Source organism: Streptomyces sp. NPDC006314 (assembly GCF_040613075.1).
Taxonomy (GTDB): Bacteria; Actinomycetota; Actinomycetes; order Streptomycetales; family Streptomycetaceae; genus Streptomyces.
This window is the reverse complement of the sequence record NZ_JBEXRL010000014.1, coordinates 42,954-65,599: the sequence shown is the minus strand read 5'-3', so window position 1 is coordinate 65,599 and position 22,646 is coordinate 42,954. Positions and strand designations below refer to the sequence as shown.

Sequence of the window (22,646 nt, the reverse complement as noted above, 5' to 3'; positions counted from 1 at the left end):
GCCACGGACAGGTCGGACAGAACGGCCGGAGCCCACTGTGCGGGGGCTCCGGCCGTTTCTGTCACCTGGGCGCTGACCAGCACAGCTGAACCGGTCGCAACGCCGTGACGGTCGACCCGGTGGTGCCGCGGCCGCCGTAGGCCCCGGCCGGCGCCGGGCGTGCCCGGTGCGGCACCGCGGAGCACCTGCAGTCGCCCACGCTGCGGGCCACGGAGGTTCACGGACCCTGGGCGCCCCTCCGAGGGCCTCGCGCCGGGCCTGCCGGAGGCATTCGGTGTTTCCGCTGCTTGTACGCCTCGCGATCGAAGCCGGGCGGGCGCCTCGGTGGCCTCGTCGCGGACGGCGGCCGAACTGGTCGGACGCTTGAGGGATGACCGCGCGGATTCCCCGGCGCCGCGGAGGCGCCCGGATGGCGCGGGAGGAGTGGGCCCGGTCTGCCAGGACGGCCGAGGGCCGGGGCGAGTGCGGGGCCTGCCCCCCCGCCACGTCGCGGCGCACGGATGCGGGCCATCACCGTCTCGAAGGCCGGGGCGTCACCGTCTGGCCTGCGGTGACGGTGCAGGCCAGGGGCCGTGCCGGTCGTCCGCGGCCAGGTGGACCCCGGTGCTCAGACCGCCCCGGAGCGTCCGAGTGGCTGATCGGCGGACTCGCGGCCCCCCTGCCGTCCCTTTTGCGTGATCCGGCGGCGCGCTGGTGGGCCCGGACGACCGTGGAGTCCACCGATACGGTCCAGAGGGGGCCCCGGCCGTTCCTGTGGTCAGGGCCCTGACCGGCGCCGGGGACATGAGTCGCTGCTCCGCGCACGGCGAGTGTCGATAGACGAGTCCGGCCGCTCCGTCCTGTGCCGGAGTCACCGCGTCGCCCGCCGTCCTCGGCCGGTCCACGATCGCGATGCCGGACCGCTCGTCGAAGACCTCGCCGATGTCGGCAACCTGCACGCACGTGGCGACCCGTGCCCAGATGCCTGAGGAGGTGACCGCTCTGGTGGGGTTCGAGGCGGAACATCTCCTGGACCACCCAGCCGCGGCTGGTCCGCCGCTGCCCGTACGTACCCGTCCTCGGCGACCGAGAGACAGCGGCCGCCGGGGGCGCGCAGGGTCAGCACGCCCTCGCCCCAGTCGGCCAGCGCGAACTCGGTGCCGGTGAGGTCCGTGGTGAGCGGGGGCGGGTCGACGCGGCCGGAGAGCAGCGCGGGGTCCAGGGCGCCCACGGCGCCGCGTGCCTCATCGGGGGCGTCCGTCACCGGTGCGTGCAGGAAGGCGCCGGCGGTGGTGCGCAGCAGACCCGGTCCACGCCGCCCGCCCCCACCCTCCGGCAGGGCTTTCGGCCGTTCGGACGCGCGAGGGGTGGTGGGGTCGGCCCGTTTCGGGTACCAACGATCCCGTAGCACTGGTCGGTAACGAACGGTCCGCAGTCATCCCTCTTCGCGGCGAGGTGAGCCTCAATGTCCGCCACCACCACCCCACGCACCAATGTCACCGAGCGCGAGGCCCGTCAGGTGGCGGAGGCCGCCCGGCAGCAGGACTGGCACAAGCCCAGTTTCGCCAAGGAACTGTTCCTCGGACGCTTCCGGCTCGACCTCATCCACCCCCACCCACTCCCCGACGACGAGTCCGTCCGGCGCGGCGAGGAGTTCCTGGCCAAGCTGCGCGCCTTCTGTGAGACGGCCATCGACTCCGCCCGCATCGAACGCGAGGCCCGCATCCCCGACGAGGTGGTGGCCGGACTCAAGGAACTCGGCGCCCTCGGCATGAAGACCGACCCCGAGTACGGCGGTCTCGGCCTCACCCAGCTCTACTACAACAAGGCCCTCGCGCTGGTCGGCTCCGTGAGCCCCGCGGTCGGCGCGCTGCTCTCCGCCCACCAGTCGATCGGCGTACCGCAGCCGCTGAAGATGTTCGGCACCCAGGAGCAGAAGGACGCCTTCCTGCCCCGCTGCGCCCGCACCGACCTCTCCGCCTTCCTGCTCACCGAGCCGGACGTCGGCTCCGACCCGGCCCGCCTCGCCACCACGGCCGTACCCGACGGCGACGACTACGTCCTGGACGGGGTGAAACTGTGGACCACCAACGGGGTGGTCGCCGATCTGCTCGTGGTCATGGCGCGGGTGCCGAAGTCCGAGGGCCACAAGGGCGGCATCACCGCGTTCGTGGTGGAGGCGACCTCCGAGGGCATCACCGTGGAGAACCGCAACGCCTTCATGGGCCTGCGCGGCATCGAGAACGGGGTCACCCGCTTCCACCGGGTCCGGGTACCCGCCGCCCACCGCATCGGCCCCGAGGGTGCCGGGCTGAAGATCGCGCTCACCACCCTCAACACCGGCCGGCTCTCGCTGCCCGCGATGTGCGCCGGCGCCGGCAAGTGGTGCCTGAAGATCGCCCGCGAGTGGGCGGCCGAGCGGGAACAGTGGGGCAAGCCGGTCGCGCTGCACGAGGCCGTCGGCTCCAAGATCAGCTTCATCGCGGCCACCACCTTCGCCCTCGAGGCCGTCCTCGACCTGTCCTCGCAGATGGCGGACGAGGACCGCAACGACATCCGCATCGAGGCCGCCCTCGCCAAGCTCTACGGCTCCGAGATGGCCTGGCTGATGGCCGACGAACTGGTCCAGATCCGCGGCGGCCGCGGCTACGAGACGGCCGAGTCGCTGCGGGCGCGGGGCGAGCGCGGTGTCCCGGCCGAGCAGATCCTGCGCGACCTGCGCATCAACCGCATCTTCGAGGGCTCGACGGAGATCATGCACCTCCTCATCGCCCGCGAGGCGGTCGACGCCCACCTCTCCGTCGCCGGTGACCTCATCGACCCCGACAAGTCCCTGTCCGACAAGGCGAAGGCAGGCGCGAACGCGGGTGTCTTCTACGCCAGGTGGCTGCCGAAACTGGTCGCCGGGCCTGGCCAGCTGCCCACCTCGTACAGCGAGTTCAAGCACGGCATCGACCTCTCCGGTCATCTGCGCTACGTGGAGCGGACCGCCCGCAAGCTGGCCCGCTCCACCTTCTACGCCATGTCCCGCTGGCAGGGCCGGATGGAGACCAAGCAGGGCTTCCTCGGCCGGATCGTGGACATCGGCGCCGAACTGTTCGCCATGAGCGCGGCCTGCGTCCGTGCCGAGCGGCTGCGCAGCGAGGGCGAGCACGGCCGCGAGGCCTACCAGCTCGCCGACGCCTTCTGCCGCCAGGCCCGCATCCGGACCGAGGAACTCTTCGGCCGGCTGTGGACCAACACCGACGATCTCGACCGCAAGGTGGTCAAGGGGGTCCTCGGCGGGGCGTTCGAGTGGCTGGAGGAAGGCATCATCGACCCGTCAGCGGACGGCCCGTGGATCGCGGACGCGACCCCAGGACCATCCGCCCGCGAGAACGCCCGCCGCCCCTACGGGGCCTAGGCACACCCGTCGCCCACGGGCCGGCCGGCCACCGGCCCGTGCCGGAGTGCCGGCGCGCGATCTTCATGGGTACTTCACCACAGGAGAAACGCTTCATTAGGTGACGAAAGCTGCGGACGCACCCGCACGGGGGACCGCCTTGTCCTCGCGGCCGCCGCTTGCGGCGACAATGGGGGGATGACCGACAGTCCCGCCCATCCGGCACCCCTCGCCGACCCGCACCTCGTCCACGACCCCCTCGCCGGGGACGGCCCCAAGGACGTGGTGATCCTCGGCTCCACCGGATCCATCGGCACCCAGGCCATCGACCTCGTGCTGCGCAACCCCGACCGCTTCCGGGTCACCGCCCTGGCCGCGAACGGCGGCCGCGTCGCCCTCCTCGCCGAGCAGGCGCACCGGCTGCGGGTGCGGACCGTCGCGGTCGCCCGCGAGGACGTCGTACCCGCGCTGCGCGAGGCACTCGCCGCCGAGTACGGCTCCGGGGAGCCGCTGCCCGAGATCGTCGCGGGACCGGACGCGGCCACCCAGGTCGCCGCCGCAGATTCCTCGGAGTGTCACACCGTTCTCAACGGCATCACCGGCTCGATCGGCCTCGCGCCCACCCTCGCCGCCCTGGAGGCCGGCCGCACCCTCGCGCTGGCCAACAAGGAGTCGCTGATCGTCGGCGGTCCGCTGGTCAAGGCGCTCGCCAAGCCCGGGCAGATCATCCCGGTCGACTCCGAGCACGCCGCCCTCTTCCAGGCCCTGGCCTCCGGCACCCGCGCCGACGTGCGCAAGCTGGTCGTCACCGCATCCGGCGGCCCCTTCCGCGGCCGGACCAGGGCCGAGCTGGCGGACGTCACCGTCCAGGACGCCCTCGCCCACCCCACCTGGGCGATGGGCCCGGTGATCACGATCAACTCGGCGACCCTGGTGAACAAGGGACTGGAGGTCATCGAGGCGCACCTCCTCTACGACATTCCCTTCGACCGCATTGAGGTGGTCGTGCACCCGCAGTCGTATGTCCACTCGATGGTCGAGTTCACCGACGGTTCCACGATCGCCCAGGCGACGCCCCCCGACATGCGCGGGCCCATCGCCATCGGTCTGGGCTGGCCCGAACGCGTCCCGGACGCGGCGCCCGCCTTCGACTGGAGCCAGGCCTCCACCTGGGAGTTCTTCCCGCTGGACAACGAGGCCTTTCCCTCGGTGGACCTCGCCCGGCACGTGGGGCAGCTCGCGGGGACGGCGCCGGCGGTGTTCAATGCGGCCAACGAGGAGTGCGTCGAGGCCTTCCTGAACGGCGCGCTGCCCTTCAACGGGATCATGGAGACCGTCACCCGGGTGGTCGAGGAGCACGGCACCCCGGTCACGGGAACCTCGCTCACCGTGTCGGACGTCCTCGAAGCGGAGACCTGGGCACGGGCCCGGGCCCGGGAACTCACAGCCACGACGGCGACCGCGGAGGCGCGTGCATGACGACGTTGATGTTCATCCTCGGCATAGTGGTCTTCGCGGTCGGCCTGCTCGTCTCCATCGCCTGGCACGAGCTGGGGCACCTGTCCACGGCCAAGCTCTTCGGCATCCGCGTCCCGCAGTACATGGTCGGCTTCGGCCCGACCGTCTGGTCGCGGAGGAAGGGCGAGACCGAGTACGGCGTCAAGGCCATCCCGCTCGGCGGCTACATCCGAATGATCGGCATGTTCCCGCCCGACGGCGAGGGCCGGATCTCCGCCCGATCCACCTCCCCGTGGCGCGGCATGATCGAGGACGCCCGCTCGGCCGCCTTCGAGGAGCTCAAGCCGGGTGACGAGACGCGCATGTTCTACACGCGCAAGCCGTGGAAGCGGGTCATCGTCATGTTCGCGGGCCCCTTCATGAACCTGGTCCTCGCGATCGGCCTGTTCTTCACCGTGCTCATGGGCTTCGGCATCCAGCAGCAGACCACCACCGTCGCCTCCGTCTCGCCCTGCGTCATCGCCCAGAGCGAGAACCGCGACAGCTGCAAGAAGTCCGACCCGGCCTCGCCGGCCCAGGCCGCCGGCATGCACCGGCGCGACAAGATCGTCTCCTTCGACGGCAAGCCCACCGAGGACTGGAACACCCTCTCGGACCTCATCCGTGACAGCGCCGGCAGGACCGTGCCGATCGTCGTCGAACGCGACGGCGAACAGCTGACCCTGCACGCGAAGATCGCCACCAACCTGGTCGCCAAGAAGGACTCCAGCGGCACCTACGTCCAGGGCAAGTACGTCAAGGCCGGCTTCCTCGGCTTCAGCTCCGCCACCGGCGTGGTGAAACTGGACTTCGGGGACTCCGTGACCTGGATGACGGACCGGGTCGGCGACGCCGTCGACTCCCTCGCCGCCCTGCCCGGCAAGATCCCAGCCCTGTGGGACGCGGCCTTCGGCGACGGTCCGCGAGAGCCGGACTCCCCGATGGGCATCGTCGGCGCGGCCCGCATCACCGGCGACATCGCCACCCTGGACATCCCCGCCTCCCAGCAGGTGGCGATGTTCGTGATGCTGCTCGCCGGGTTCAACCTCTCGCTGTTCCTGTTCAACATGCTCCCGCTGCTCCCGCTCGACGGCGGGCACATCGCCGGTGCCCTGTGGGAGTCCCTGCGGCGGAACGTGGCGCGGGTGCTGCGCCGGCCGGACCCCGGTCCGTTCGACGTGGCCAAACTGATGCCGGTGGCCTACGTGGTGGCCGGGATCTTCATCTGCTTCACCATCCTCGTGCTGATCGCCGACGTGGTGAACCCGGTGAAGATCTCCTAGTCGTCCGGCGTTCGAGGCGGCCCGGAATCCCCGGGGTTCCGGGCCCCTTCCATCGGGTGGGTTGCCGGGGTGGGATGTGCTGGCGCAGGACCCGGTGCCGTAATCTCGAAGCCTGGAGCCCGCCGTTCACGGGACCGGACCTTGATCCACGACTTGGGGTTGCACAGCAGATGACTGCGATTTCTCTCGGCATGCCGTCCGTTCCGACCAAGCTCGCCGAGCGCCGGAAGAGCCGGCAGATCCAGGTCGGAAGCGTGGCGGTCGGCGGAGACGCACCCGTCTCGGTCCAGTCGATGACCACGACCCGTACGTCCGACATCGGCGCCACCCTCCAGCAGATCGCCGAGCTGACCGCCTCCGGCTGCCAGATCGTCCGCGTCGCCTGCCCCACCCAGGACGACGCCGACGCCCTCGCGACCATCGCCCGCAAGTCGCAGATCCCGGTCATCGCGGACATCCACTTCCAGCCCAAGTACGTCTTCGCCGCCATCGAGGCCGGCTGCGCCGCGGTCCGTGTCAACCCCGGCAACATCAAGCAGTTCGACGACAAGGTCAAGGAGATCGCCAAGGCCGCCACGGAGCACGGCACCCCGATCCGTATCGGCGTCAACGCCGGCTCCCTCGACCGGCGCCTGCTGCAGAAGTACGGCAAGGCGACCCCCGAGGCCCTGGTCGAGTCGGCGCTGTGGGAGGCGTCCCTCTTCGAGGAGCACGGCTTCCGGGACATCAAGATCTCCGTCAAGCACAACGACCCGGTCGTCATGATCGAGGCGTACCGCCAGCTCGCCGAGCAGTGCGACTACCCGCTGCACCTCGGTGTCACCGAGGCGGGCCCGGCCTTCCAGGGCACGATCAAGTCGGCGGTGGCCTTCGGCGCCCTCCTCTCCCAGGGCATCGGCGACACCATCCGCGTGTCCCTCTCGGCCCCGCCCGCCGAGGAGGTCAAGGTCGGCCTGCAGATCCTGCAGTCGCTGGGCCTGCGCCAGCGCGGCCTGGAGATCGTCTCCTGCCCCTCCTGCGGCCGCGCCCAGGTCGACGTCTACAAGCTCGCCGAAGAGGTCACCGCCGGTCTGACCGGCATGGACGTCCCGCTGCGCGTCGCCGTCATGGGTTGCGTGGTGAACGGCCCCGGCGAGGCCCGCGAGGCCGACCTCGGCGTCGCCTCCGGCAACGGCAAGGGCCAGATCTTCGTCAAGGGCGAGGTCATCAAGACCGTCCCCGAGTCCAAGATCGTGGAGACCCTCATCGAGGAGGCCATGAAGCTCGCCGAGCAGATGGAGAAGGACGGGGTGCCCTCGGGCGAGCCGTCGGTCTCGGTCGCCGACTGAGTTGGTACCAGCGGGACCGGGCCACGACGGGGGCGCGCGGAACGGCGCGACCAGCCACGGACACCGCAGCCGCCCGGAAACCGGAATGCCCCGAGCCAGGAGGCGCACCGCACAAGTGGCGCGGCTATAGTGCGGAGATCAGCAGAACCCCGTGGTGAGGCCCCGCACGTGTTGACCCAGACCACCTCCCGGGTCCTCGAACCGAGCGACCTTGACGCCGCGCTCGCCGTCCTCGACCGCGAGCCGGTGGCGAACGCCTTCGTGACCTCCCGGGTCCAGGTCGCCGGCCTCGACCCGTGGCGGCTCGGCGGCGAGATGTGGGGCTGGTACGAGGACGGCATGCTCACCTCGCTGTGCTACGCGGGCGCCAACCTGGTCCCGATCTGCGCCACCCCGCGCGCCGTCCGCGCCTTCGCCGACCGCGCCCGCCGGGTCGGCCGCCGCTGCTCCTCCATCGTCGGACCCGCCGAACCCACCGCCGAGCTGTGGCGCCTGCTGGAACCGCACTGGGGCCCGGCCCGCGAGGTCCGCGCCCAGCAGCCGCTCATGGTCACCGACCACATGCCCGACGACATCGCCCCCGATCCGCGCGTCCGCCGCGTCCGCAAGGACGAGATGGAAACGATCATGCCGGCGTGCGTGGCCATGTTCACCGAGGAGGTCGGGGTCTCCCCCCTGGCCGGCGACGGTGGCCTGCTGTACCAGGCCCGCGTCGCCGAACTCGTCGGCGCCGGCCGCTCCTTCGCCCGCGTCGACGAGCACGGCAAGGTCGTCTTCAAGGCGGAGATCGGCGCGGCGACCTTCCGGGCCTGCCAGATCCAGGGCGTGTGGGTGGCCCCCGAATACCGGGGCAAGGGGCTTGCGGCCCCCGGTATGGCGGCGGTCCTGCGCTACGCCCTGACGGACGTGGCGCCGGTGGTGAGCCTGTACGTGAACGACTTCAACACCGCGGCGCGAAGAACGTACAGGCGGGTGGGCTTCCAAGAGGTCGGGGCCTTCATGAGCATTCTCTTCTAGAGCCCCGCACACGACACGAACCCCCCTGTACGCTCCCGGCATGGACCTCGTGATCGGCCCCTTGGACCTCTCAGCCCACGTAGACGAGGCCTTGGCGATCCAGGCCGTCGCCTTCGGACTCGGCCCCGACGAAGTCGCCGTACGCCGTCAGATCGTCCAGCGGCACATGCAGTACCGAGGCGCGCGAGCCCTCGGCGCCACCAGCCAAGGGCACCTGATCGGCTTCGTCTACGGCATGCCCAATTCGCGCACCCACTGGTGGTCCACCGTTGTGGAGCCGTACCTCCGCGCGGGCGGCAACGACTTCTGGCTCGACGACTCCTTCGTCATCACCGAGCTGCACGTCCACCCCGGCCACCAGAACCGCGGCATCGGCCGGCGACTGATCACCACCATCACCGACACCGCCGCCGAATCCCGCTCGATCCTCTCCGCGATCGACACCGACAGCCCGGCCCGCGGCCTCTACCACTCCCTCGGCTATGTCGACCTCGCCCGCCAGGTCCACTTCCCGAGCGCGACCAGGCCGTACGCCGTGATGGGCGCCCCCCTGCCCCTGCGCCGCAAGTAGGGGTGGTCACCCATATCCGATTTCCACCGGCACTGCCAGCCCGGCTAACCTCCTATGCCATCACCCTTACCCGGCAGGAGTACGAGAACCATGGCGAACGCACCGGTCCAGCGCATGTCCCAGTTGATGGCGAAGACGCTGCGCGACGACCCGGCGGACGCCGAGGTCCTCAGCCACAAGCTCCTCGTCCGCGCCGGTTACGTCCGCCGCACGGCGGCCGGCATCTGGTCCTGGCTGCCCCTCGGCAAGAAGGTCCTCGCCAACGTGGAGCGGATCGTCCGCGAGGAGATGGACGCCATCGGCGCCCAGGAGGTGTCCCTCCCCGCCCTGCTGCCGCGCGAGCCCTACGAGGCGACCGGCCGCTGGGAGGAGTACGGCCAGGAACTGTTCCGGCTGAAGGACCGCAAGGGCGGCGACTACCTCCTCGGTCCCACCCACGAGGAGATCTTCACCCTCCTGGTCAAGGACCAGTGCACGTCCTACAAGGACCTGCCGGTGATCCTCTACCAGATCCAGACCAAGTTCCGCGACGAGGCCCGCCCCCGGGCCGGCATCCTGCGCGGCCGCGAGTTCCTGATGAAGGACTCGTATTCCTTCGACCTCGAGGACGAGGGCCTCGCGAAGTCCTACGCCCTGCACCGCCAGGCCTACCAGCGGGTCTTCGAGCGTCTCGGCCTCGACTACCGCATCTGCGCGGCCACCGCCGGCGCCATGGGCGGCTCCAAGTCCGAGGAGTTCCTCGCCCCGGCCGAGGCCGGCGAGGACACCTTCGCCGACTGCCCGAACTGCGACTTCGCCGCCAACACCGAGGCGATCACCTACGAGCTGAAGACCGTCGACGGCTCGGCCCTGCCCGCGCTCGAGGAGATCCCGACCCCCGACACCCCGACCATCGAGACCCTCGCCGCCTCCCTCGGCGTCCCGGCCTCCGCCACGCTGAAGAACCTGCTGGTCAAGGTGGACGGTGAGATCGTCGCCGTCGGCGTGCCCGGCGACCGCGAGGTCGACCTGGGCAAGGTCGAAGCCCACTTCGCCCCGGCCGCCGTCGAGATGGTCACCGAGACGGACTTCGCCGGCCGCCCCGACCTGGTCCGCGGCTACGTCGGCCCGCAGGGCCTCGGCGAGAAGGTCAAGTACATCGCCGACCCGCGCGTGGCCCCCGGCACCGACTGGATCACCGGCGCCAACAAGGAGCACACGCACGCCAGGAACGTCGTCGCGGGCCGTGACTTCGAGGTCGACGAGTACGTGGACGTCGTCGTGGTCCAGGAGGGCGACCCCTGCCCCAAGTGCGGCACCGGCCTGAAGCTGGACCGCGCCATCGAGATCGGCCACATCTTCCAGCTGGGCCGCAAGTACGCCGACGCACTCAAGCTCGACGTCCTCGGCCAGAACGGCAAGCCGGTCCGCGTCACCATGGGCTCCTACGGCATCGGCGTCTCCCGCGCCGTCGCCGCGCTCGCCGAGCAGACCGCCGACGAGCAGGGCCTGTGCTGGCCCGAGGAGGTCGCCCCGGCCGACGTGCACGTCGTCGCCGCCGGCAAGGCGCTGCAGACCGAACTGGCGCTGGATGTCGCCGAGAAGCTGGCCACCGCGGGCGTCCGCGTCCTGGTGGACGACCGGGCCGGTGTCTCCCCGGGCGTGAAGTTCACCGACGCCGAGCTGATCGGCGTCCCGAGGATCCTGGTGGCCGGCCGCCGCTCCGGCGAGGGGGTCCTGGAGCTGAAGGACCGCAAGACCGGTGAGCGCGAGGAGCTGACGGTCGAGGACGCGATCGCGCGCCTGACGGCGCGGTAAGCGGTACCGGACCGCTGCCCGGCCGTTCGCCGACCGGGGGACCCGACACCGTGCGGGTCCCCACGCGAAGCGAACGGCCGGTGCGCTCACATGCGGACCCGGGCCGGTCGAGGCGCCCTGAAGGGACGCGGAGCGGTATCGGTCGGCGGACTCCGCCGCGTGGCGCGACCAGCTGCAACGCGCCCCCCAGGGACACGACGGCCCACCGGCCCGGTCAGGTCCTCAGAGCCATCCCGCGAACTCCAGCAGCAGCTCCCCGTCCTTCGGCCGCCCCACACGCAGCGCCCGCACCCCCGACTCCACCGCCCGGAACAGTGTCCAGCCCCGCAGCCGCTCCTGATCCACCTCCAGCGACTCCGCGAGCCGCTTGATGCGGCGCCGCGTGGTCGCCGGGCCGGACGGCGTGGCGATCAGGTCCTCCACCCGGTCCCGGACCAGCCGCGCCAGGTCGAACGCGGACTCGCCGACCACCGGGTCCGGGCCCACCGCCAGCCACGGCATCCGCTCCCCGGCGAGCACCTTGCTCTGCCGGAAGGTGCCGTGCAGCAACCGCTGCTCGGGCGGTGCGGCCAGCAGCTCCTCGCGGGCCGTGAGTGCCGCGTCGACCAGCGGCGCCGTCTCGGGGGCGGCCGCGGCGCCCGCCCGCATGGCCGCCGCCTGCCGCCCGGTGCGCTCGGCGACGGTCTCGAAGACGTGATCGGCCGGCGGCTCGACCCACAGCCTGCGCAGCGTCCCCGCCGCCTCCAGCAGTGCCCTCGCCTCCGGCAGCGACCGCACCGACACATCCGGATGCAGCCGCTCCAGGAGCAGCACACCCTCCACGGCGTCCTCGGCGTCCGCTTCCAGCAGCTGTACGGCGCCCAGGCCGGCCCAGTGCGCCAGCGCCGCCCGCTCGCTCCCGGGCCGGGCCCGCGGCGGAGCCAGCTTCAGCACCGCCGGGGTGCCGTCCGCCCGCCGGACCAGCACCACCAGGCTGCTGCGGCCACCAGGCACCTGGACCCGCTCGACGGTCAACTCGCGCCGGGTGACGGCCCGCTCGGCCACCTCGGGCAGCCGCGCCAGCCAGTCGTCCCCGGCCGGTGCGGTCTCACCGAGCGCCCGCGTCAGGCGCTGCGGCGGTTCGAAAACCATGCGCGAGTCGTTCCCTTCCTGTCGGGGGTCCTGTCCGGCCCTGCCGGGCCGGCGCCGGACTGGTGCCGGACTGTTCCCGGGGTCTTGGCCGGGGGTCCTGTCCGGGACCGGTCCCGGCCGCCCCTGCGGGGGCCCTGGTCGAGCTGCTGTCGTACGGGTGCCTAGCGCGGCACCGGGGCGGAGGCCGACGGGGTCGTACCGGCGGCGCCGGTGCCCTCGCCGGAGGACCGCTCGACGAGCCCAGGGAAGGCTACGCTCTCCCCGCTCCAGCGCACCGCCCGCACCGCGGCCTCCCGCAGCGCCGACGCCGCCGAACCGCGCCGCGCGCCCGTCGCGGCCCGCACCAGGTCCGAGTACACCCCGGCCGTCCGCTCCTCCAGCCAGGCGGCCAGCCGCACCGCGGCCGCCGCGTCCGGCACCGGGAACGGCAGCGCGTAGGCGGCGCTCGCGGCGACCGGCTCACCGCCCAGCTCGCGCACCTCCCGCACCAGCGCGTCCCGGCGCGCCCGGTGGGCGTCGTACGCCGCCCGTGCCTCGGTGCGGCCCCGCTGGCCGATCCGGCCGCCGACGACGCCGTACCCGTACACCGCCGCGTGCTCCGCCGCCAGCGCCGCCTGCAGCGCGGTCAGTTCGGCCTTGCCCGCCTTCTCGCTCACGTCCGCCCGTCCTTCCGCGCCACGGCGTGCTCCGCCGCCGGTGTGCCCTCGCCGTGCCCGGCGTCGTCGCTCACTTGGCCCCCTCCCTCAGCAGGTACACGTGCGCCGCCCCAGCCGCCGCCACCGACGCCATCAGCCGGGCCAGCTCGCCCGGCACGTCCAGCAGGGCCTTCGCCCGCCGGTCGGCGAGGGTCCGCTCGGCGGCGGCGAGATCGGCGAGGGCGTCCTTCTCGGCGGCGGGCACGGCCGGCGGGGGCGTGGAGGCCGCGGCCGGGAGAGAGGGGGACTTCGTGGCCGCGGCGCTGCCGAAGGCCGCCGCGTGCGCCGCCACCTCGGCGCGCAGCGGCCGCAGCCGCTCCGCCAGCGTCGGATGGGCGGCGAGCACGGCGTCGTACCGCTCCAGCAGCCCCGTACTGTCCCGGGCCGCACGCGCGCGTGCCCGGGCGGTGGCCGACGGGCCGTCGCCGCCGGAATCCGGATCGGCCGAGCAGCCCGCCAGCAGGGCGGCACCGGCCGCCGAGGCGAGCAGGGTTCTTCTGCGCGGCCCCGAGGGGATGCGGAGCGAGGAGGGGTACGGCACGGAAGACGTCCTCGGGGAACTCGTACGGAGGGAAGACCGGAGGCGGGCGGCACGCCCGTGATCACCGTACCCGCGCGCCCCTCGCGCACCACTCACCGGCACCGCTCGTACACAGGTGGACGGCAACACTCCCCCCGACCGGATACCCTTTGACCAGACACGCGACCCATCCCACAACAGCACACGCGGCCGAGGAGTCACCCGGATGAGCACCACCCAGAGCGAGAGGCTGCGAGAGCTGCTGGAACCGCTCGTCACCTCCCAGGGGCTGGATCTCGAAGAGATCGCCGTGGACTCGGTCGGACGCAAGCGGGTGCTGCGCGTGGTCGTCGACTCCGACACCGGAGCCGATCTGGACAGGATCGCCGATGTGAGCCGCGCGCTCTCGGCGAAGCTCGACGAGACCAACGCGATGGGCGACGACGCGTACGACCTGGAGGTCGGAACCCCCGGCGCGGAGCGCCCTCTCACCGAGCACCGGCACTTCGTGCGCGCCACCGACCGGCTCGTGAGGTTCCAGCTGACCGAGGACGGCGAGCTGGTCGCGCGCATCCTGGAGGTCGACGACGAGGGCCTCGACGTCGAGGTGCCCGGGGTGAAGGGCCGCAAGGCCACCACCCGCAGACTCGGCTTCCCGGAGATCGCCAAGGCGCGCGTGCAGGTCGAGTTCAACCGCAAGGACAAGAAGGACATGAAGGAAGAGGAGGAGGCGTAGCCGTGGACATCGACATGAGCGCCCTGCGGGGCTTGGTTCGAGAGAAGGAGATCTCCTTCGACCTGCTGGTCGAGGCGATCGAGTCGGCCCTCCTCATCGCCTACCACCGCACCGAGGGAAGCCGCCGACACGCGCGCGTGGAGCTCAACCGGGAGACCGGGCATGTGACCGTGTGGGCGAAGGAGGACCCGGAGGACCTCGAGGAGGGCCAGGAGGCCCGCGAGTTCGACGACACCCCGTCCGGTTTCGGCCGTATCGCCGCCACCACCGCCAAGCAGGTGATCCTGCAGCGGCTGCGCGACGCCGAGGACGACGCGACGCTCGGCGAGTACGCCGGCCGCGAGGGTGACATCGTCACCGGTGTGGTCCAGCAGGGCCGCGATCCGAAGAACGTGCTCGTGGACATCGGCAAGCTCGAGGCCATCCTGCCGGCGCAGGAGCAGGTGCCCGGTGAGACCTACCCGCACGGCATGCGGCTGCGCTCGTACGTCGTCCGGGTCGCCAAGGGCGTACGCGGTCCCTCCGTGACGCTCTCCCGAACGCACCCCAACCTGGTGAAGAAGCTCTTCGCCCTGGAGGTGCCGGAGATCGCCGACGGCTCGGTCGAGATCGCCGCGATCGCCCGTGAGGCCGGTCACCGCACCAAGATCGCCGTACGGTCCACCCGTTCGGGCCTGAACGCCAAGGGTGCCTGCATCGGCCCCATGGGCGGCCGGGTGCGCAATGTGATGGGCGAGCTGAACGGTGAGAAGATCGACATCGTCGACTGGTCCGACGATCCGGCCGAGATGGTGGCGAACGCACTGTCACCCGCTCGGGTGAACAAGGTGGAGGTCGTGGACATGGCCACCCGCTCCGCCCGGGTGACCGTGCCGGACTACCAGCTGTCGCTGGCGATCGGCAAGGAGGGGCAGAACGCCCGCCTCGCGGCCCGGCTCACCGGATGGCGGATCGACATCCGGCCCGACACCGAGCAGGCCGGCGAGCAGGGACCGGCCCGCAGCGGCGCCGGGGAATAGTTCCCAGCCGCAGGTCGCTTCGATTACGACAACAACCGTTCGATCTTTACCCCAAAGGGGTGAGGTCGGTACGGGGAGGTAGACTTAACCGTGTCTGGCCGGACGCACACCGGAGTATGCCCAGAACGCACCTGTGTGGGGTGCCGGAAGCGGGCGGCCAAGAACGATCTGCTGCGGATCGTGAGGATCGAGGACGCGTGCGTTCCCGATCCTCGCGGTACGCTGCCCGGCCGGGGTGTCTACGTACACCCCGCACTGGTCTGCTTCGACCAGGCGGTACGCCGCCGGGCGTTCCCGCGGGCACTGCGCGCCCCGGGAGCGCTCGACACAAAGGCGTTGCGCCGATACGTCGAGCAGACAACAGTTGCCGAGCAGGCAACACCGTAAGACGAGCCGTACGGAACCCCGTGCGGCCTGGTACCTCGCGAGTCGAAAGCAGGTCGAGATTGCGATGAGCACTCGATGAGTACGCGATGAGTACGCCCATGAACTAGCGACGGTCCGGCTTCAACCCGGACCTCAAAGGAGCGAAGTGGCTAAGGTCCGGGTATACGAACTCGCCAAGGAGTTCGGTGTCGAGAGCAAGGTCGTCATGGCCAAGCTCCAGGAACTCGGTGAATTCGTCCGTTCGGCGTCTTCGACGATCGAAGCGCCTGTCGTACGCAAGCTGACCGACGCCTTCCAGGGCGGTGGCAACGGCAAGTCCGCCGGTAAGCCCGCCCCGCGCAAGGCCGCCCCCAAGCCCGCCGCGCCCTCTCCGGCGCAGGCGGCACGTCCGGCTGCTCCGAAGCCGCCGGCCCCCAAGACTCCGACGGCTCCGGCTGCCCAGCAGCCGGCCGCCCCGTCGGCTCCCTCGGCGCCCGCGCAGGCCCCCGGCCCGCGTCCGGTGCCGGGTCCCAAGCCCGCCCCGCGCCCCGCCCCGGCCGCCCCGGAGTTCACCGCTCCGCCGGCCGCTCCGGCCGCGCAGACCCCGCAGACCCCGCAGGCTCCGGCCGCCCAGGGTCCGCGTCCCGGCGCCCGTCCCGGGGGCCCCAAGCCCGGCGGCGGTCGTCCGGCTTCCGGCCAGGGCCAGGCGGCCCGTCCGGGTCAGGGTGCTCCGCGCTCCGGTGGCCAGGCCCCGCGTCCGGGTGCCCGTCCGGCCGGTCCGCGCCCGGGTAACAACCCCTTCACCTCCGGCGGCAACGCCGGCATGGCGCGCCCCCAGGCGCCCCGTCCGCAGGGCGGCCCGCGTCCGGGTGGCCCCGGTGCCCCCGGCGCCGGTCCCCGTCCGCAGGCGCCCGGCGCCCAGGGCGGCGGTCCGCGTCCGCAGGCTCCGGGCGGTTCCCGGCCGTCGCCGGCCGGCATGCCCCGTCCGCAGGGCGGTCCGCGTCCCGGCCCGGCCGGTCCGCGCCCGAATCCCGGCATGATGCCGCAGCGTCCCGCTGCCGGTCCCCGTCCCGGCGGCGGTGGTCCCGGTGGCCGCGGTCCCGGTGGCGGTGGTCGTCCCGGTGGTGGCGGCGGTGGCGGTCGTCCCGGTGGCGGCGGCTTCGCCGGCCGTCCCGGTGGCGGCGGCGGTGGCGGCTTCGCCGGCCGTCCCGGTGGTCCCGGTGGCGGTGGCGGCGGCTTCGCCGGCCGTCCGGGTGGTCCCGGTGGCGGTGGCGGCGGTGGCCGTCCCGGCTTCGGTGGTCGTCCCGGTGGTCCGGGTGGCCGTGGTGGCACGCAGGGCGCCTTCGGCCGTCCCGGTGGTCCCGCGCGTCGTGGCCGCAAGTCGAAGCGGCAGAGGCGCCAGGAGTACGAGGCCATGCAGGCCCCGTCGGTCGGCGGCGTGATGCTGCCTCGCGGCAACGGCGAGTCCATTCGCCTGTCGCGCGGTGCCTCCCTCACCGACTTCGCGGAGAAGATCAACGCCAACCCGGCGTCGCTCGTCGCGGTCATGATGAACCTGGGCGAGATGGTCACGGCCACGCAGTCCGTCTCCGACGAGACGCTGCAGCTCCTCGCGGGCGAGATGAACTACACGGTTCAGATCGTCAGCCCCGAGGAGGAGGACCGCGAGCTGCTCGAGTCCTTCGACATCGAGTTCGGCGAGGACGAGGGCGACGAGGAGGACCTGGTGGTCCGCCCGCCGGTCGTCACCGTCATGGGTCACGTCGACCACGGAAAGACCCGACTGCTCGACGCCATCCGCAAGACGAACGTCATCGCGGGCGAGGCCGGCGGCATCACCCAGCACATCGGTGCCTACCAGGTCGCGACCGAGGTCAACGACGAAGAGCGCAAGATCACCTTCATCGACACCCCGGGTCACGAGGCGTTCACCGCCATGCGTGCCCGTGGTGCGAAGTCGACCGACATCGCGATCCTGGTCGTCGCGGCCAACGACGGCGTCATGCCGCAGACGGTCGAGGCGCTCAACCACGCCAAGGCGGCCGACGTGCCGATCGTGGTCGCGGTCAACAAGATCGACGTCGAGGGTGCCGACCCGACCAAGGTGCGCGGTCAGCTGACCGAGTACGGCCTGGTGGCCGAGGAGTACGGCGGCGACACCATGTTCGTCGACATCTCCGCCAAGCAGGGTCTGCACATCGACTCGCTGCTGGAGGCCGTGATCCTCACGGCCGACGCCTCGCTCGACCTGCGGGCCAACCCGCACCAGGACGCGCAGGGCATCTCGATCGAGTCCCGTCTCGACCGCGGCCGCGGTGCCGTGGCGACGGTCCTCGTCCAGCGAGGCACGCTGCGGGTCGGCGACACGATGGTCGTGGGCGACGCCTACGGCCGAGTCCGCGCCATGCTCGACGACAACGGCAACAACGTCGCCGAGGCCGGTCCGTCGACGCCGGTCCAGGTCCTGGGCCTGACCAACGTCCCGGGTGCGGGTGACAACTTCCTGGTGGTCGACGAGGACCGTACGGCCCGTCAGATCGCCGAGAAGCGTGCCGCCCGTGAGCGCAACGCCGCGTTCGCCAAGCGCACGCGCCGCGTGTCGCTGGAGGACCTGGACAAGGTGCTCAAGGCCGGCGAGGTCCAGCAGCTGAACCTGATCATCAAGGGTGACGCTTCTGGTTCCGTCGAGGCCCTGGAGTCCTCCCTGCTCCAGCTGGACGTCGGCGAAGAGGTCGACATCCGCGTCCTGCACCGCGGTGTCGGTGCGGTCACGGAGTCCGACATCGACCTGGCGATGGGCTCCGACGCCATCGTGATCGGCTTCAACGTCCGCGCGGCCGGCCGCGCGGCGCAGATGGCCGAGCGCGAGGGTGTGGACGTCCGGTACTACTCGGTCATCTACCAGGCGATCGAGGAGATCGAGGCGGCCCTCAAGGGCATGCTCAAGCCGGAGTACGAAGAGGTCGAGCTGGGTACGGCGGAGATCCGCGAGGTCTTCAAGTCGTCCAAGCTGGGCAACATCGCCGGTGTCCTGGTCCGGTCGGGCGAGGTCAAGCGCAACACCAAGGCGCGCCTCATCCGCGACGGCAAGGTGGTCGCGGAGAACCTCACCATCTCCGGTCTGCGTCGCTTCAAGGACGACGTCACCGAGATCCGCGAAGGGTTCGAGGGCGGTATCAACCTCGGCAACTTCAACGACATCAAGGTCGACGACGTCATCGCGACGTACGAGATGCGCGAGAAGCCGCGGGCGTAATCGGCCGACGGTTTGCTGCTGGCCGGCGGAACTTCGGTTCCGCCGGCCAGCGGCCCTTTCGCCCACGGACGCCGGCCCGGGGGCGAAACCCCCAGGCGGTCTCGCAGCCGAGGTGCCGGGGAAACCCTGTCGAGCCACCGGCAGCTACGCGGTACCGTTCTTGATGTCCCCGGCCCACACGGACCCGGGGCCATCGATCCCGTACCGGCGGGTGAACCGGTTACACACATGTACGTGGGGACTCTGTCCTTCGACCTCCTCCTCGGCGATGTCCACTCGCTGAAGGAGAAGCGCTCCGTCGTCCGCCCGATCGTCGCCGAACTCCAGCGGAAGTACGCCGTGAGCGCGGCGGAGGTGGACCATATGAACCTCCACCGGCGAGCGATCATCGGCCTCGCCATGGTCTCCGGCGACGCGGCGCACGTCACCGACGTACTGGACCGGTGCGAACGGCTGGTCGCCGGCCGCCCGGAGGTGGAACTGCTGTCGGTCCGCCGCCGCTTCCACGGCGAGGACGACTGACGACGGCAGCCGACGACCAGATCACAGAACGCAAGAAGAAAGAACGGGAGCTGGACCAGTGGCCGACAACGCGCGGGCGAAAAGGCTGGCGGACCTCATCCGGGAGGTGGTGGCCCAGAAGCTGCAGCGCGGGATCAAGGACCCGCGGCTCGGCTCGCACGTCACCATCACGGACACCCGGGTCACGGGCGATCTGCGGGAGGCGACCGTCTTCTACACGGTCTACGGGGACGAAGAGGAGCGGAAGGCCGCGGCCGCCGGCCTGGAGAGCGCCAAGGGCGTCCTCCGCTCGGCCGTGGGGGCGGCCGCCGGTGTGAAGTTCACGCCGACCCTGACCTTCGTCGCGGACGCCCTCCCGGACACCGCCCGGACCATCGAGGACCTCCTCGACAAGGCGCGGCAGTCCGACGAGAAGGTCCGCGAGGCCTCCGCGGGGGCGTCGTACGCGGCCGGCGCGGACCCGTACCGCAAGCCGGCCGACGACGAGGCGGACGACACGACCGACACGGACGGCGACGCCGCGGAATGACCCAGAAGCACACCACGCCCGACGGCCTCGTCATCGTCGACAAGCCGTCGGGCTTCACTTCGCACGACGTGGTCGCCAAGATGCGCGGCATCGCGCGCACCCGCCGCATCGGCCACGCCGGCACGCTCGACCCGATGGCGACCGGCGTCCTGGTCCTCGGGGTGGAGCGCGCCACCAAGCTCCTCGGGCACCTCGCCCTCACCGAGAAGGAGTACCTGGGCACCGTCCGCCTGGGCCAGAACACCGTCACCGACGACGCCGAGGGTGAGATCACCTCCTCCACCGACGCGTCCAAGGTGACCCGGGACGCCATCGACGCCGGCATCGCCAAGCTGACCGGCGACATCATGCAGGTACCGTCCAAGGTCAGCGCCATCAAGATCGATGGCGTACGGTCGTACAAGCGGGCCCGCGAGGGCGAGGACTTCGAGATCCCCGCCCGGCCGGTGAGCGTCTCCTCCTTCACGGTGTACGACGTCCGGGACGCCGTCGCCGAGGACGGCACCCAGGTCCTCGACCTAGTGGTGTCCGTGGTCTGCTCCTCCGGTACCTACATCCGTGCCCTCGCCCGTGACCTGGGCGCCGACCTGGGCGTCGGCGGCCATCTCACCGCCCTGCGCCGCACGCGCGTCGGGCCGTACAAGATCGACGCGGCGAAGACGCTGGACCAGCTCCAGCAGGAGCTGACCGTGATGCCGATCGCCGAGGCCGCCTCGGCCGCCTTCCCGCGCTGGGAGGTCGACGCCAAGCGGTCCCGGCTGCTGCTGAACGGCGTCCGGCTGGAGATGCCCGACGAGTACGCGGGCGCCGGTCCCGTCGCCGTGTTCGACCCCGCGGGCCGCTTCCTCGCCCTCGTCGAGGAGCACAAGGGCAAGGCGAAGAGCCTGGCCGTCTTCGGCTGAGCCCTCTCCACCGGCCGTGTTCGGCTGAGCCCCCCTCCACGGGCACGCCCATCGGGCGCTTGCCCGTGGAGCGGCGGCCGGCCACCGGGTGGCCCCTGCCGCCGCTCCACGGTCCCCCCTCGGTTCCCCCACCCCTAGGGTTATCCAACGGCCCGCACATATTCACCCGTCCGGGCAGGCGCTCGGAGTGAACCGGGGGAGCGGAAGGGGGCGCGTTCGCCGCGCGAGCTGTCCCGCCGATCACCGCACGCCTACCGTCGGCAGACAGGCACGCGGCACGGGCGGGGAGGTACGGCCATGGCGGGACGGGGCCCGCGCACCGGAGGCGGGCGCCGGGTGACGGCGGACGGCATGGGGCCGGACGGCACGCGGACGACGGCCGAGGGCGCGTGGACGACGGGCGACTGCGCATGGGCGACGGCCGACGGCATCGGGCGGGACCAGGCGAGTGTGCCGCCGCCCATGAGCGGCGCCCCCCGCCCGGACGACACCGCCCTCGTCCGGATCCGTGACCTCGCCGGCCGCCCCCGCGGTGTCGGCTTCCTCGCCGACCATGAGGGCACCCTTCTCACCAGCCACGAGACGGTCGACGGCCTGCCCCGGCTGGTGCTGCACGCGGCCGGGCACCCCACCTGCGTGGTGGGCGCCGACGCCGTCACCCCGCTGCCCCGGCTGGACCTGGCCCTGGTGCGCACCGAGGGGCTGGACGTGGAGCCGCTGCCGCTGACCGTGCGGGAGCGGATCGACGCCGGCACCTACGTACGGCTCGCCGCGGGCGGCTGGCGCCAGGCCCGGGTGCTGGCCGCCACCCAGGTGTCGTACACCGCCACGGACCGCTTCCACGTCCTCGACGACGCCCTGGAGCTGGCGATCGGCACGGCCGGCCGGGACGCGCTCCGGCTCGGTGGCGGGGCCGCCGGGGGACCGGTGCTCGACGCCCGTACCGGCGCGGTCCTCGGCGTGCTCGGCACCGCCCTGCACACCGGCCAGCGCGACACGGGCTTCGCGGTCCCCCTGCGGCCCGCCGACGGCGCCCTCGCCGACCTGCTCGCCCGCAACGCCGCCACGGTCCCGGCCTACGGCGCCGACCTGAACCTGGCCGGCATCCTGGAGCTGACCGCCACGTCGGTGGCTCAGGACGGGCCGCACGGCACCGACACCGGCACGGTGGAGCCCATTGCACGGGCCGATGTGACAAGGGAGTTGACCGCGTTCACCGACGGCGACCGGCCCGTGCTCGGCCTCGTCGGCGCTCCTGGCAGCGGCCGTACGACGGAAATCGCGGCCCTCGCCGCCCGCCGGGCCCGGGGTGAGCGGCCCGCCCCCACGCTGTGGCTGCGCGGCGCCGACCTCGAGGACGCGGACGGCTCCGTGGCCGACGCGGCCCGCCGCGCCCTGGAGCGTGCGGCCCGGATCGTCGCCACATCCCGCTCTGTTCACCGCGAGGACCTCGACGACCTCACCCCCGGACACCTGGCCCGTCTCGCCGCCCGTACCGGCCGCCCGCTACTGCTCCTGCTCGACGGCCCCGAGGAGATGCCCCCTGCCCTAGCCCACCGGCTGCCCGAGTGGACCAGGGGGACCGTGGACTGGCTGCGGGAGACAGGGGCGCGGCTGGTGGTGGCCTGCCGGGAGGAGTACTGGGAGCGGGCCGGCGCCCAGTTCCCGGCCGGCCTGCTGCACCCCCCTGCGCCCCCCTGCGACGTGGGTCCGTCCCCTGCCCCGGCCGGTCCCCCTCGCCCGTCCCACGCCTCCACCGGCAACGCGGGTCTGCTCCCGGCCCCGGCAGGAGAGGCGCGTCTGCTCCACGCCTCGGCCGGTCACGCGGTCCTGCCCCCTGTCTCGGCCGCCCCGGCGGGTCGGGCGGGCCCGGCCCACGCCTCGGCCGGTGAGGTGGATTCGGTGTCTGCCTCGGCGGGTCACGAGGGCCCGGCCCATGCGTCGGCCGGTGCCGCGGGCCCGGTGTCTGCCCCGGCAGGAGAGGCAGGTCCGCTCCGAGCCTCCGCTGGCGATACGGGCTCGCTCCACGCCTCGGCCGGTGACGCGGTTCTGCCCCCTGTCTCGGCCGTCTCGGTCCACGTCGACCCCGCCCGTGCGCCGGTCGGTCACGTCGACC

Annotated in this window: 18 protein-coding genes and 2 pseudogenes; 15 read left to right on the top strand and 5 right to left on the bottom strand. The window is 72.2% G+C overall.

Translation table 11 applies throughout. The features are described 5' to 3' along the window. Window positions 1-303: 303 nt before the first annotated feature. Window positions 304-620 (bottom strand): annotated as a pseudogene (locus tag ABZ079_RS24710) (transposase); the annotation flags it as partial. 319 nt (window positions 621-939) lie between these two features. After that, window positions 940-1,279 (bottom strand): annotated as a pseudogene (locus tag ABZ079_RS24705) (sugar hydrolase); the annotation flags it as partial. Window positions 1,280-1,444: 165 nt separating this feature from the next. On the opposite strand from ABZ079_RS24705, the gene ABZ079_RS24700 reads away from it, so the two are divergent. The 7 genes from ABZ079_RS24700 to ABZ079_RS24670 all read left to right on the top strand — a co-directional run bounded on the left by ABZ079_RS24700 (window position 1,445) and on the right by ABZ079_RS24670 (window position 10,854). Continuing rightward, complete coding sequence (locus ABZ079_RS24700) at window positions 1,445-3,382, top strand: acyl-CoA dehydrogenase family protein (protein WP_356941627.1); 1,938 nt, start codon at window positions 1,445-1,447, stop codon at window positions 3,380-3,382. A 177-nt stretch (window positions 3,383-3,559) separates the two neighbouring features. Then, window positions 3,560-4,840, top strand: coding sequence for a 1-deoxy-D-xylulose-5-phosphate reductoisomerase (gene dxr, locus ABZ079_RS24695; protein WP_356941626.1), 1,281 nt, complete (start codon window positions 3,560-3,562; stop codon window positions 4,838-4,840). Beyond that, window positions 4,837-6,141: a site-2 protease family protein gene (locus ABZ079_RS24690; RefSeq protein WP_356941625.1), complete on the top strand. Its 1,305-nt coding sequence runs from the start codon at window positions 4,837-4,839 to the stop codon at window positions 6,139-6,141. The genes dxr and ABZ079_RS24690 overlap by 4 nt, the downstream gene beginning before the upstream one ends. A gap of 170 nt (window positions 6,142-6,311) precedes the next feature. Then, a complete protein-coding gene (gene ispG, locus ABZ079_RS24685) occupies window positions 6,312-7,469 on the top strand; it encodes a flavodoxin-dependent (E)-4-hydroxy-3-methylbut-2-enyl-diphosphate synthase (protein WP_356941624.1) in 1,158 nt (385 codons plus the stop codon). A 168-nt stretch (window positions 7,470-7,637) separates the two neighbouring features. Further along, window positions 7,638-8,486, top strand: coding sequence for a GNAT family N-acetyltransferase (locus ABZ079_RS24680; protein ID WP_356941623.1), 849 nt, complete (start codon window positions 7,638-7,640; stop codon window positions 8,484-8,486). A gap of 40 nt (window positions 8,487-8,526) precedes the next feature. Then, window positions 8,527-9,057, top strand: a complete 531-nt coding sequence (locus tag ABZ079_RS24675) for a GNAT family N-acetyltransferase (RefSeq protein ID WP_356941622.1) — start codon at window positions 8,527-8,529, stop codon at window positions 9,055-9,057. Between the two features lie 90 nt (window positions 9,058-9,147). Continuing rightward, window positions 9,148-10,854 (top strand): proline--tRNA ligase, encoded by a 1,707-nt coding sequence (locus tag ABZ079_RS24670; protein WP_356941621.1) that lies wholly within the window; start codon window positions 9,148-9,150, stop codon window positions 10,852-10,854. A gap of 222 nt (window positions 10,855-11,076) precedes the next feature. Here the strand turns inward: ABZ079_RS24670 and ABZ079_RS24665 are convergent, their stop codons facing one another. From ABZ079_RS24665 to ABZ079_RS24655, 3 genes are all read right to left on the bottom strand, one after another. Beyond that, on the bottom strand, window positions 11,077-11,985 hold the full coding sequence (locus ABZ079_RS24665) for an aminoglycoside phosphotransferase family protein (RefSeq protein ID WP_356941620.1): 909 nt from the start codon (window positions 11,983-11,985) through the stop codon (window positions 11,077-11,079). Window positions 11,986-12,146: 161 nt separating this feature from the next. Then, window positions 12,147-12,641: a ferritin-like domain-containing protein gene (locus ABZ079_RS24660; RefSeq protein ID WP_356941619.1), complete on the bottom strand. Its 495-nt coding sequence runs from the start codon at window positions 12,639-12,641 to the stop codon at window positions 12,147-12,149. 70 nt (window positions 12,642-12,711) lie between these two features. After that, on the bottom strand, window positions 12,712-13,221 hold the full coding sequence (locus ABZ079_RS24655; protein WP_356941618.1) for a hypothetical protein: 510 nt from the start codon (window positions 13,219-13,221) through the stop codon (window positions 12,712-12,714). A gap of 205 nt (window positions 13,222-13,426) precedes the next feature. Between ABZ079_RS24655 and rimP the strand changes: the two genes are divergently transcribed. The 8 genes from rimP to ABZ079_RS24615 all read left to right on the top strand — a co-directional run. Next, entirely contained in the window at window positions 13,427-13,936 is a 510-nt protein-coding gene (gene rimP / locus ABZ079_RS24650; RefSeq protein ID WP_356941617.1) for a ribosome maturation factor RimP, read from the top strand. A gap of 2 nt (window positions 13,937-13,938) precedes the next feature. Beyond that, complete coding sequence (gene nusA / locus ABZ079_RS24645) at window positions 13,939-14,955, top strand: transcription termination factor NusA (RefSeq protein ID WP_356941616.1); 1,017 nt, start codon at window positions 13,939-13,941, stop codon at window positions 14,953-14,955. Window positions 14,956-15,045: 90 nt separating this feature from the next. After that, entirely contained in the window at window positions 15,046-15,342 is a 297-nt protein-coding gene (locus ABZ079_RS24640) for a YlxR family protein (RefSeq protein ID WP_356941615.1), read from the top strand. A gap of 145 nt (window positions 15,343-15,487) precedes the next feature. Next, window positions 15,488-18,577 carry a translation initiation factor IF-2 gene (infB, locus tag ABZ079_RS24635; RefSeq protein WP_356941614.1) on the top strand — a complete coding sequence of 1,030 codons (3,090 nt, stop codon included), beginning with the start codon at window positions 15,488-15,490 and terminating at the stop codon, window positions 18,575-18,577. A 228-nt stretch (window positions 18,578-18,805) separates the two neighbouring features. Continuing rightward, entirely contained in the window at window positions 18,806-19,099 is a 294-nt protein-coding gene (locus ABZ079_RS24630; protein ID WP_356941613.1) for a DUF503 domain-containing protein, read from the top strand. A 58-nt stretch (window positions 19,100-19,157) separates the two neighbouring features. Then, entirely contained in the window at window positions 19,158-19,628 is a 471-nt protein-coding gene (rbfA, locus tag ABZ079_RS24625; protein WP_356941612.1) for a 30S ribosome-binding factor RbfA, read from the top strand. Then, window positions 19,625-20,530 carry a tRNA pseudouridine(55) synthase TruB gene (truB, locus tag ABZ079_RS24620; protein ID WP_356941611.1) on the top strand — a complete coding sequence of 302 codons (906 nt, stop codon included), beginning with the start codon at window positions 19,625-19,627 and terminating at the stop codon, window positions 20,528-20,530. The genes rbfA and truB overlap by 4 nt, the downstream gene beginning before the upstream one ends. Before the next feature lie 462 nt (window positions 20,531-20,992). Continuing rightward, window positions 20,993-22,646: trypsin-like peptidase domain-containing protein (locus tag ABZ079_RS24615; protein ID WP_356941730.1), on the top strand; the 1,654-nt coding region annotated here is incomplete at its 3' end.

Excerpts from the sequence above, each read along its gene's own strand:
- ABZ079_RS24700 (WP_356941627.1), top strand. The coding sequence starts at position 1,445 with ATGTCCGCCACCACCACCCCACGCACCAATGTCACCGAGCGCGAGGCC.
- truB (WP_356941611.1), top strand. The coding sequence starts at position 19,625 with ATGACCCAGAAGCACACCACGCCCGACGGCCTCGTCATCGTCGACAAG.
- ABZ079_RS24665 (WP_356941620.1), bottom strand. The coding sequence starts at position 11,985 with ATGGTTTTCGAACCGCCGCAGCGCCTGACGCGGGCGCTCGGTGAGACC.
- ABZ079_RS24690 (WP_356941625.1), top strand. The coding sequence starts at position 4,837 with ATGACGACGTTGATGTTCATCCTCGGCATAGTGGTCTTCGCGGTCGGC.
- ABZ079_RS24675 (WP_356941622.1), top strand. The coding sequence starts at position 8,527 with ATGGACCTCGTGATCGGCCCCTTGGACCTCTCAGCCCACGTAGACGAG.
- rimP (WP_356941617.1), top strand. The coding sequence starts at position 13,427 with ATGAGCACCACCCAGAGCGAGAGGCTGCGAGAGCTGCTGGAACCGCTC.
- ABZ079_RS24670 (WP_356941621.1), top strand. The coding sequence starts at position 9,148 with ATGGCGAACGCACCGGTCCAGCGCATGTCCCAGTTGATGGCGAAGACG.
- dxr (WP_356941626.1), top strand. The coding sequence starts at position 3,560 with ATGACCGACAGTCCCGCCCATCCGGCACCCCTCGCCGACCCGCACCTC.
- ABZ079_RS24630 (WP_356941613.1), top strand. The coding sequence starts at position 18,806 with ATGTACGTGGGGACTCTGTCCTTCGACCTCCTCCTCGGCGATGTCCAC.
- ispG (WP_356941624.1), top strand. The coding sequence starts at position 6,312 with ATGACTGCGATTTCTCTCGGCATGCCGTCCGTTCCGACCAAGCTCGCC.